The organism is Klenkia sesuvii (assembly GCF_037083825.1).
In the GTDB taxonomy this organism is placed as follows: Bacteria; Actinomycetota; Actinomycetes; order Mycobacteriales; family Geodermatophilaceae; genus Klenkia; species Klenkia sesuvii.
This window is the reverse complement of sequence record NZ_JBAPLU010000022.1, coordinates 67,946-77,192: the sequence shown is the minus strand read 5'-3', so window position 1 is coordinate 77,192 and position 9,247 is coordinate 67,946. Positions and strand designations below refer to the sequence as shown.

At 73.5% G+C, this 9,247-nt stretch carries 7 protein-coding genes; 5 read left to right on the top strand and 2 right to left on the bottom strand.

What is annotated here, in order from left to right:
* Positions 1-102: 102 nt before the first annotated feature.
* On the bottom strand, positions 103-1,509 hold the full coding sequence (locus TEK04_RS17925; RefSeq protein WP_336405722.1) for a YlbE family protein: 1,407 nt from the start codon (positions 1,507-1,509) through the stop codon (positions 103-105).
* A complete protein-coding gene (locus tag TEK04_RS17920; RefSeq protein ID WP_336405721.1) occupies positions 1,506-2,966 on the bottom strand; it encodes an AllF/FdrA family protein in 1,461 nt (486 codons plus the stop codon). Before TEK04_RS17920 ends, TEK04_RS17925 begins: the two co-directional genes overlap by 4 nt.
* A gap of 195 nt (positions 2,967-3,161) precedes the next feature.
* On the opposite strand from TEK04_RS17920, the gene TEK04_RS17915 reads away from it, so the two are divergent.
* The 5 genes from TEK04_RS17915 to TEK04_RS17895 all read left to right on the top strand — a co-directional run bounded on the left by TEK04_RS17915 (position 3,162) and on the right by TEK04_RS17895 (position 9,244).
* Positions 3,162-4,562: a uracil-xanthine permease family protein gene (locus TEK04_RS17915; RefSeq protein WP_336405720.1), complete on the top strand. Its 1,401-nt coding sequence runs from the start codon at positions 3,162-3,164 to the stop codon at positions 4,560-4,562.
* Positions 4,563-4,750: 188 nt separating this feature from the next.
* Positions 4,751-5,626, top strand: a complete 876-nt coding sequence (locus TEK04_RS17910) for an FAD binding domain-containing protein (RefSeq protein ID WP_336405719.1) — start codon at positions 4,751-4,753, stop codon at positions 5,624-5,626.
* A complete protein-coding gene (locus TEK04_RS17905) occupies positions 5,623-6,141 on the top strand; it encodes a (2Fe-2S)-binding protein (RefSeq protein WP_336405718.1) in 519 nt (172 codons plus the stop codon). Before TEK04_RS17910 ends, TEK04_RS17905 begins: the two co-directional genes overlap by 4 nt.
* A complete protein-coding gene (cutA, locus tag TEK04_RS17900) occupies positions 6,138-8,546 on the top strand; it encodes an aerobic carbon-monoxide dehydrogenase large subunit (protein WP_336405717.1) in 2,409 nt (802 codons plus the stop codon). The genes TEK04_RS17905 and cutA overlap by 4 nt, the downstream gene beginning before the upstream one ends.
* Positions 8,543-9,244, top strand: coding sequence for an SRPBCC family protein (locus TEK04_RS17895; protein WP_336405716.1), 702 nt, complete (start codon positions 8,543-8,545; stop codon positions 9,242-9,244). The genes cutA and TEK04_RS17895 overlap by 4 nt, the downstream gene beginning before the upstream one ends.
* The last annotated feature ends 3 nt before the right edge of the window (positions 9,245-9,247 follow it).

Below are 9,247 nucleotides of genomic sequence, written 5' to 3'. Positions count from 1 at the left end.
GGCCCGGGCGCGGTCGGGGGGCGGGCGCGGGGGATGGGGGGGGGGCTGGGGCGGGGGGTGGGGGGGCGGGTGGGACGGCGGCCGGGTGACGCCGGCCAGTGATCAGCCGAGGGCGGCGCGGGACTCCTCGGCGAGGGCGGCCACGGCCTGCTCGAAGCACGCCGCCGGCGGCTGCACCAGGCCGGCGCCGACCTGACCGGTGCCGGCCACCCGGCCGGCCATGCCGGTGTTGATCTGCGGCAGCCACCCGGTGCGGGCCACCGACAGGACGTCGATGCCGGTGGGCGCGCCGCGGAAGCCGAGGATCGGCACCTGCATGGCCGGGTTCTCCTGCAGGGTGATCTGGTACATCCGCTCGGTGGTGGCCAGCGCGTCGGGCACGGTGCCGCCGACGAACCGGACGATCGCCGGGGCGGCGGCCATGCAGAACCCGCCGATGCCGTAGGTCTCCATGATCGCGGAGTCGCCGATGTCGGGGTTGGCGTCCTCGGGGCCGTAGTCGCCGAGGAAGAGGCCGACCGGGGTGTTGGCCGGCGCGGTGAACCAGCGGTCGCCGGTGCCCGCCGTCCGGATGCCGAACTCGGTGCCGTTGCGGGCCAGCGTGGTGACCATCGTCGAGCCGGGGACGTCGCCGACGGCGTCCATCGCGAGCTTGGCGCTCGGCATGCCCAGGTTGAGGAAGAAGTGCTCGTTGCCGCCGATGAAGCGCAGCACCTCGGCGACGTCGGCCTTCGGGGCGTCGACGGCCACGATCGCCGGGGACAGCTCGCGCAGCGTCATGAGCGAGCCGGCACGGTTGCGGTTGTGGGCCTCGTCGCCCATCTGCAGCATCTGCGCCAGCACGCCGGTGACGTCCAGCGGCTCGGTGCGCGACCGGACGGCGGCCTGCAGGATCGGGCCCATGACGTCGGTCATCCAGTGCAGGCGGGTGATCACCTCGGGGCCGTAGGCGCCCATGCGCAGCACCTTGCCCAGCCCCTCGTTGAGGTTGCTGAACGCCTGCCGGCCGTCGGTCGGGTCGGTGAGGCACCACATCCACATGGACGGGCTGGTCACGCCCGCCATCGGGCCGACGGCGCGGTGGTGGTGGCAGCTGTCGAGCTCGACGCCGCCCGAGGCCAGCAGCTGCTCGGCGGCCTCGGGGGTGTCGGCCCAGCCCTCGAAGAGGCAGGCGCCGACGAGCGCGCCGCGCATCGGACCCGAGGCGGTCTCCCACGTCAGCGGCGGGCCCGAGTGCAGCAGGGTGCGGCCGGACAGGCCGAGCACGTCGGACGCCGGCCGGACGTCGGTGAGGGTGGACCGGCTGGCCAGCACCCGCTCGACGGCGACCCGGTTGGCCGCGGCGCGGCGCGGGTCGAGGGCGAGCTGGGTGAGGTCGTCGGCCGACCCGATGGTCGGCGGGCGCCACTCGACGTCGGTGACGGCGACGCCCTGGGCGCGCAGGGCGTCGGAGAACACGTCGACGCCGGCGGCCACGACGGCCGGGCGCCCGCTCAGGAGGTTGCTCACTTCGAGGCCCCGATCAGGTCGAGCGCGAACCGGGTGGCCGCGGAGTTGGAGGCGAACACGTGCGCACCGGCGGCGGCCAGCGCATCGGCCTGGCGGGACCACCCCTGGGGGTCGCCCTCGGTGCCGATCAGGCCCACCACCACGGGGAAGGGCAGGTCGCGGATCGCCGGTGCCAGCGCACCGGCGGGGTCGGCGTCGGCGCCGTACCCGAGGACGACGTCCATGAGCAGGACGGCGGGCTCACCGCTGGCGGCCAGGCCGGCGATGGCCTCCAGCCGCAGCGTGGGGTCGATCATCGGGTGCGCCCGGCCCACGGTGAGCGCGTCGTCACCGAAGTCGACGACGACGTGCCCCTGCGCCCCGAAGTCGGCCCCCAGGTCGAGCTCGGGCTTCAGCGGTGTGTTGCTGCGGACGTCGCCGAGCGCCGGGGCGGCCACCAGCATCGCCTCGTCGGCCAGGGTGCCGCCGGAGTAGAAGCCCTTGAGGACGGCGCCCGCGGGGGTCGCGCGGTCGGCGCCGGCGCGGGTCGGCCAGGCGGGGACGTCGGTGCCCATGTCGCGCAGCAGGGTCTCGACCGCGGCGGTGAGGTCGGGGCTGTCGGCGCTCAGCGCGGCGCTGGAGAAGGAGGTGCCGAGCTCGGCGGCCGTCCGGACGACCTCGGCGGCCACCTCGGGGGCCGGCGGCTTGCTGACCAGCAGCACCCGCTCGGTGGCCTCGTCGGCGTCGAGCATGCGCAGCGCGTCGAGGGTGGCCAGGCCGCCGACGGCGGCCGACAGGTCGCGCCCGCCGGTGCCGAGCACGTGGCTGACCCCCACCCCGGCCATGTCGAGCAGGCAGCTGACCTGCTGCGCGCCGGTGCCCGACGCCGCGACCAGGCCGACGGGGCCGGGCCGGACGACGTTGGCGAAGCCGAGGGCGACGCCGGAGACGATCGCGGTGCCGCAGTCGGGGCCCATGACCAGCACACCGGCCTCGTGGGCCGCCTGCTTCAGGGCGACCTCGTGCTCCACCGGGACGCCGTCGGAGAAGACCAGCACGCTGCGGCCGGCGGCCACGGCGTCCATGGCCTCGGCGACCGCGTAGGGACCGGGGACGCTGATGACGGCCAGCGGGACGTCCTGGTCCTCCTCCATCGCGAAGCCGAGCGTGCGCGGGGGGATGGCGTCGGCCGAGCCGCGCTCCTCGCGGGCGGTCAGCGCGGCCTCGACGGCGGTGACCGCGGCGGCCAGCTCGGCGTCGTCGGTGGCCCGCAGGGCGATCAGCAGCTGGTCGGGCGTGGCGTCGCCCTCGGGCGAGAGGCCCATGCCGGCGGCGAGTTCGAGGTTCAGCGGCGTGGCCATGGCGACCAGGACGGCGACCACGCCGTCGCGGGCACCCACGGTCTTGCTGACCTGCATCAGCTTGACCGAGTCGGCGTAGACGCCGCTGCGCAGGGAGACGTGCACCGAGTCGCTCACGAACGGGACGCTACCGCGAAAGTATCTCAGCGGTAAGGGACATCTCGCGGCAACATCACGGGTATGAAGATTTAGCGTTGAGGTACTTCCGCAGTGTCGGTGGTGGGTGTCACAGTGACCGCTGCCCGGTGGGATCGAGCCCGCCGGAGAGCATCTGCGGCCACGACACCGGCCGCACCGAGCAGGAGGAACGTCATGGCGTTCGGGTGGAAGTTGTACGGCGACGGGAAGACCCCGCCGCCCGGTGAGGCCGTGGCCCCCGACGAGCGGCTCTCGTGGCCGCTCACCATCGGCATCGGTGCCCAGCACGTGGTCGCCATGTTCGGCGCGACCTTCGTCTTCCCCCTGATCATGGGGCTCGACGCCAACCTCGCGATCATGATGAGCGGCGTCGCGACGATCGTCTTCCTGCTCATCGTGCAGGGGAAGGTGCCCTCCTACCTGGGCACCTCGGCCGCCTTCGTCGGCGGCGTGGCCGCCATCACCGCGCAGGGCGGTGGCGTGTCCGACAAGGTCGGCGCCATCCTCGTCGCCGGCGTGGTGCTGGCGCTGGTCGGCATCCTCATCCAGGTAGCCGGCGTCCGGGTGGTCAACAAGGTGCTGCCCCCGGCGGTCACCGGTGCCGTCGTCCTGCTGATCGGCTTCAACCTGGCCCCGGTCGCGGCGAACACCTACTGGCCCCAGGACCAGTGGGTCGCCCTGGCCACGATGGCCTTCGTCATCGTCGCCTCGCTCGCGCTGCGCGGGTTCTGGTCGCGCATCTCCATCCTGCTGGGCCTGGTCTTCGGCTACCTGCTCTCGCTGCTGCTCGACGCCACCGCCGGCCCCATCACCTCCGTGCTCGGCGGGGCAGCCGAGGCCACCACCCACGACCGGGTCGACCTGTCCGGGGTCGCCGACGCGCCGTGGTTCGGGCTGCCCACCTTCACCGCGCCCAGCTTCTCGCTGAACTTCACCCTGCTGGTGCTCCCCGCCGTCATCGCGCTCGTCGCCGAGAACGCCGGCCACGTCAAGGCCGTGGGCGAGATGACCAAGCGCGACCTCGACCCGGTCATGGGCCGGGCGGTCTTCGCCGACGGCGTCGGCACCGTGATCGCCACCTCGGTCGGCGGCTCCCCCACGACCACCTACGCCGAGAACATCGGCGTCATGGCCGCCACGCGCGTCTACTCCACGGCGGCCTACTACGTGGCTGCGCTCGTGGCCATCCTGCTGGGCCTGGTGCCCAAGTTCGGGGCGATCGTCAACGCCACCCCCGGCGGCGTGCTCGGCGGCATCACGGTCGTCCTCTACGGGATGATCGGCCTCCTGGGCGCCAAGATCTGGAAGGAGAACCGGGTCGACTTCGCCAACCCGATCAACCTGGTGCCGCTGGCCGCCGGGATCATCATCGGCATCGGCAACGTGACCCTGGTCTTCACCGACACGTTCCAGCTCGGCGGCATCGCCCTGGGCACCATCGTGGCCGTCGCCGGCTGGCACGTCGCCCGGGCCCTGGCCCCCACGGACATGCAGGACGCCCTCCTCTCCGAGGACGGCTTCCGGCACGGCACGGGCCCGGCCCTCGGGAAGACGGGCTCGCACAGCTCCACCTGAACCGACAGCACCGACCACGACCTCGCCGGCCCCCGCGGACGCACTCACCTGCGCTCCGCGGAGGCCGGCGTTCGTCGTCCCGCCCACCGCCCGACGGGCTCGATAAGTTTTAGCGCTGAGGTACTTCCGCCCCCGTCGTCCCGGTGCCAGAGTCGTGGGGGTCCGGTTGCGACCACCCGAGGAGCCGCGTGAAGCCCGCCCCGTTCGGCTACGCCGACCCCACCTCGCTCGACGAGGCCCTGGCCCTCCTCTCCGAGGAGGGCGCCAAGGTGCTGGCCGGTGGGCAGTCGTTGCTCCCGCTGCTGTCCATGCGCCTGGCCTCCCCGGCCACGCTGGTGGACATCAACAAGGTGCCCGGCCTCGACACCGTCGACGTCACCCCCTCCGGGGACGGCGCCGGGGTCCGGGTGGGGGCCCTCGTGCGGCACGCCCAGCTGCTGCACCACGCCGAGGCCGCGCAGGTGCAGCCGCTGCTGGCCCGCGCGACGTCGAACGTCGCCCACCCCGCGATCCGCAACCGCGGCACGACCGTCGGTTCCATCGCGCACGCCGACCCCTCCGGCGAGATGACCTCGGTGCTGGCGCTGACCGGTGGCTCCGTCACCGTCGCGACGCCGGAGGGCTCCTCGGCCATCGACTGGGCCGACTTCTTCGTCGGCCCGCTGGAGACCTCGGTGCACAGCCCCGCCGTCGTCACCGACGCCTTCTTCCCCGCACTGCCGCCGCGCTCGGGGACCGCCTTCGAGGAGGTTTCCCGCCGCAAGGGCGACTACGCCGTCTGCGGTGCGGGCGTCACCGTGACCCTCGACGAGGACTCGAGGGTCGTCTCGGCCCGGGCGGCCTACATCTCCGTCGGGCTCGTGCCCGAGGTGCACGACCTCACCGAGGCCGTCGCCGGTCGCCCGGTCGCCGAGGCCGACTGGGCCGCCGCCGGCGACCTCGCCCGCTCGCTCGTCGACCCGGACGGCGACCTGCACGCCAGCGCGGACTACCGCCGGCTGCTGGTCGGCGTCCTCACCGAACGCACGCTCGCCCGCGCCGCGAAGGAGGCCGCAGACCGATGACCGACGTCTCCACCGAACGGGCCATCACCGTCACCGTCAACGGTGTGCCACGTGAAACCACCGTGCCGGTGCGCCGGCTGCTGTCCGACGCCCTCCGCCACGACCTGCAGCTGACCGGCACCCACGTCGGCTGCGAGCACGGGGTGTGCGGTGCGTGCACCGTGCTGGTCGACGGCACCCCGGTGCGGTCGTGCCTGGTGCTCGCCGTGCAGGTCGACGGCACGGAGGTCACCACGGTCGAGGGCCTGGCACGGGAGGACGGCCAGGGCGGCCAGATCCTGCACCCGGTCCAGGAGGCGTTCCGCGAGTGCCACGCCCTGCAGTGCGGGTTCTGCACCCCCGGGTTCCTCATGACCATGGCCGCCGGCCTCGAGGCGCGGGACCCCTCGACCGACATCACCGACGACGAGGTGGACGAGATCGTCGGCGGCAACCTCTGCCGGTGCACCGGCTACGCCAACATCAAGAAGGCCTGCCGGCGCGCCGCCGGGCTCATGAAGGAGGCCGCCGAGTGACCACCAAGCTGTTCGGCGAGCCGGTTCGCCGGCGCGAGGACCTCCGGCTGATCACCGGCCGGGGCCGCTACACCGACGACATCGGCCACGGCGCCCTGGCCGCGGCGTTCGTGCGCAGCCCGTACGCGCACGCCCGCATCGTCGACATCGACGTCGACGCAGCGCTGGACGTCGAGGGCGTCGTCGCCGTCTACACCTACGACGACCTCGTCGGCCCGATGGCCGAGCCGCTGCCCGTGCTCATCCCGCACCCCCAGCTGACCGCGCCGCGCACCGGCTTCCCGCTGGCCCGCGACGTCGTCCAGCACGTGGGCGAGGCCGTGGTCATGGTCGTCGCCACCGACCGGTACATCGCCGAGGACGTCTGCGACCGCATCGCCGTCTCCTACGAGGAGCTGCCGGTGGTCGTCGGCGTCGACGCAGCTCGGGAAGCGGTGCACAGCGTCCACAGCGACGTCCCCGACAACGTCGCCGCCCGGCACCACCAGGAGACCGGCGACGTCGAGGCGGCCCTGGCCGCGTCGGCGCACACGCTGAGCTTCACCCAGTACATCGAGCGCAGCGCCTGCATGCCGATGGAGGGCAAGGGCGTGCACGCGGTGTGGAACCACGACGACTCGTCGCTGCGGGTGCACACCTCCACCCAGGCCTCGACGTCGGTGCGCGCGGCGATCGCGGCCAAGCTCCAGCTGTCGCTGGAGAAGGTCGAGGTCGTGGCGCCCGACGTCGGCGGTGGGTTCGGCGTGAAGATCGTGCACCCGTGGCCCGAGGAGCTGCTGGTGCCTATGGCCGCCATCGCGCTGGGCCAGCCGGTGCACTGGGCCGAGGACCGCCGCGAGCACTTCATCTCCTCGGCGCACGAGCGCGAGCAGCGGCAGGAGATCACCGTCGGCTACGACGACGAGGGCCGGGTCACCGCGCTCGACGTCCGCGGCTGGCACGACAACGGCGCGTACACCCCCTACGGGATCATCGTGCCGATCGTGACCGCCACCCAGCTGGTCGGCCCGTACGCGATCCCCGTCTACCGGGTGCGCATCGACAGCGTCTACACCAACACCGTCATCGTCACGCCCTACCGCGGCGCGGGCCGGCCCCAGGGCTGCTACGCCATGGAGCGGACGATGGACCGCATCGCCCAGGACCTCGGCCTGGACCGGGCCGAGGTGCGCCGGCGCAACCTCATCCAGCCCGACCAGTTCCCCTACGACCACCACCTGACGTTCCAGGACGGCCGGCCGGTCATCTACGACTCGGGCAACTACGAGGGCCTGCTCGACAAGCTGATCGCCCTGGTCGGCTGGGACAGGGCCGAGGAGCGCCGCGCCGAGGCCGCCGCGCGGGGCAAGCAGCTGGGCATCGGCATGGCCATGTACGTCGAGGGCACCGGCCCCGGCCCCTACGAGGGCGGGCACGTGCAGGTGCTCGGCAGCGGCAAGGTGCTGGTCTCCACCGGCCTCACGTCGCAGGGCCAGGGCCACGAGACCGCGTTCGCCCAGATCGTGGCGCACGAGCTCGGCGTGCCGATCGAGGACGTCGAGGTCACCACCGGCGACACCCGGCGCTTCGGCTACGCGGTGGGCACCTTCGCCTCCCGCGCCGCGGTCATGAGCGGCAACGCCATCGCGCTGGCCGCCCGCGGCGTGCGGGCGAAGGCGCTGCGCATCGCCGCCGACGTGCTCGAGGCCGACGTCGACGACCTCGAGATCGACGAGGGCCTGGTGCAGGTCAAGGGGACGCCGGGCGCGTCCATCCCGCTGCGCACGGTCGCCGTCCTGTCCAACCCGCTGCGCTACGCCTTCGACGAGGCCGCCCGGCAGGCCACCCAGTTCGCCGGGCCCGGCGACGACTCCAAGCCGCCGGTCGCCGTCGGCGACGCCCCCGGCCTGGAGCACGTCGACTACTACTCCCCGATCCGGTCGACCTTCGCCTCCGGCGCGCACGCCGCCGTGGTCGAGATCGACCCGACCACCTGGGAGATCGACGTGGTCGACTACGCCGTGGTGCACGACTGCGGGAACATCGTGAACCCGATGATCGTCGAGGGCCAGGTCCACGGCGGGGTGGCCCAGGGCGTCGGCGGCGCGCTGTACGAGCGGATGGCCTACGACGCCGACGGCCAGCTGCAGAACGCCTCGTTCATGGACTTCCTCATGCCCTACGCCAGCGAGGTCCCCGACGTGGTCATCGACCACCAGGAGACCCCGTCCCCGCTGAACCCGCTGGGGCTCAAGGGCGCCGGCGAGGCCGGCGTCATCCCCGGCACGGCGTGCATCGCCTCGGCCATCGAGGACGCCGTGGGCCGCCGCATCGCGGCGATGCCCATCTCCCCCACCGAGCTCTACGACCTGGTCCGCAACCCCGACGCCGAGCGCGTCCCCTCACCGACTGGAGCCACCGCGTGAAGCTCGACGGCACCGCCACCCTGTCCGCTCCCCCGGAGAAGGTCTGGGCGGCAATCACCGACCCGGCCGTGCTGGCCCGCACCATCCCCGGCTGCCAGGGGCTGGAGCGCACCGGGGAGGACGAGTACGCCATGACCGTCTCGGTCGGGGTCGGCGCCATCCGTGGTGTCTACGCCGGCGAGGTGAAGCTGACCGACAAGACCGAGCCCACCCGCTACGTCATGCACGCCTCGGGCTCGGGCGGGCCCGGCTCGGTGCGCGCCACCGTGCCGATCACGCTGGAGGCCGTCGACGGCGGTACCAAGCTCACCTACGACGCCGACGCCGTCGTGGGCGGTGCGGTGGCCGGCGTGGGCCAGCGCATGATCACCGGTGTCGCCAAGCGGCTGGCCGGCCAGTTCTTCTCCGCCATCGACGCCGAGCTGACCGGCAAGGCCCCTGCCGCCGCGGCGCCGGCCAACGCCGACGTCACCCCCTCGGCCGCGGCGGTCAGCGACACCGCGGTGCACGGCGGGTCGACCCCGCAGAGCACCTCGGCGGGCAGCTCGACGGAGTCGGCCCCGGTGCGCTTCGCCGCCCCGGCCGCGCCGTCCGCGGTCGGTTCCGCCCCGGCCGAGCTGGCCGTGGCCGCCGCGGGCGGCGCCGCGCTCACGCTGCTCGGCGTGCTGGTCGGCTACCTCCTGGGTCGCCGCCGCTGATCC